The organism is Prevotella sp. OH937_COT-195, assembly GCF_003932845.1.
Classification (GTDB): domain Bacteria; phylum Bacteroidota; class Bacteroidia; order Bacteroidales; family Bacteroidaceae; genus Prevotella.
Genome location: NZ_RQZH01000163.1, coordinates 1 through 417, shown reverse-complemented (window position 1 = coordinate 417; position 417 = coordinate 1). Strand labels below are relative to the sequence as shown.

The window sequence follows — 417 nt, the reverse complement described above, 5'->3', positions numbered from 1 at the left end:
ATAGAAAACAGTCCTACAAAGGTTGTATATATGGGAGCTGGAAAAATCCTAATAGCAGACAGTAAAAACCCTAATGGCGAGTGGAAATGGCGAACAGCTATAACTCCAAAAGGAATAGCTGGAGAAGAAATAGTTGCAAATTCTATTACTGCAAACAAACTTTCAGCAGATGTTGGGCAAAGCTTAGACTTAAGTTCAAATGAAAGTATAAATAATGTTGTAAAAAAATCAGTAACAAGCGAAGTATCAAAAGTAAAGGTTGGAGCTAGAAACTTGCTACCAAACAGCTACTTTTTCGACAAATCAAAATGGCATACATTTGGGGCTAAAAGTATAGAGTACAATAAACTAAATGAGATTGAAGAATGGGGAGATTCTGAAAGTATAAAATTTGTTGAAAGAAATATAGATGTAAAT

General features: G+C 33.3%; 1 protein-coding gene. It reads left to right on the top strand.

Annotated features, from left to right (window positions below; genetic code table 11):
- Positions 1 to 30: 30 nt before the first annotated feature.
- On the top strand, positions 31 to 417 hold a 387-nt coding region (locus tag EII32_RS11740), incomplete at its 3' end, for a hypothetical protein (protein WP_148096851.1).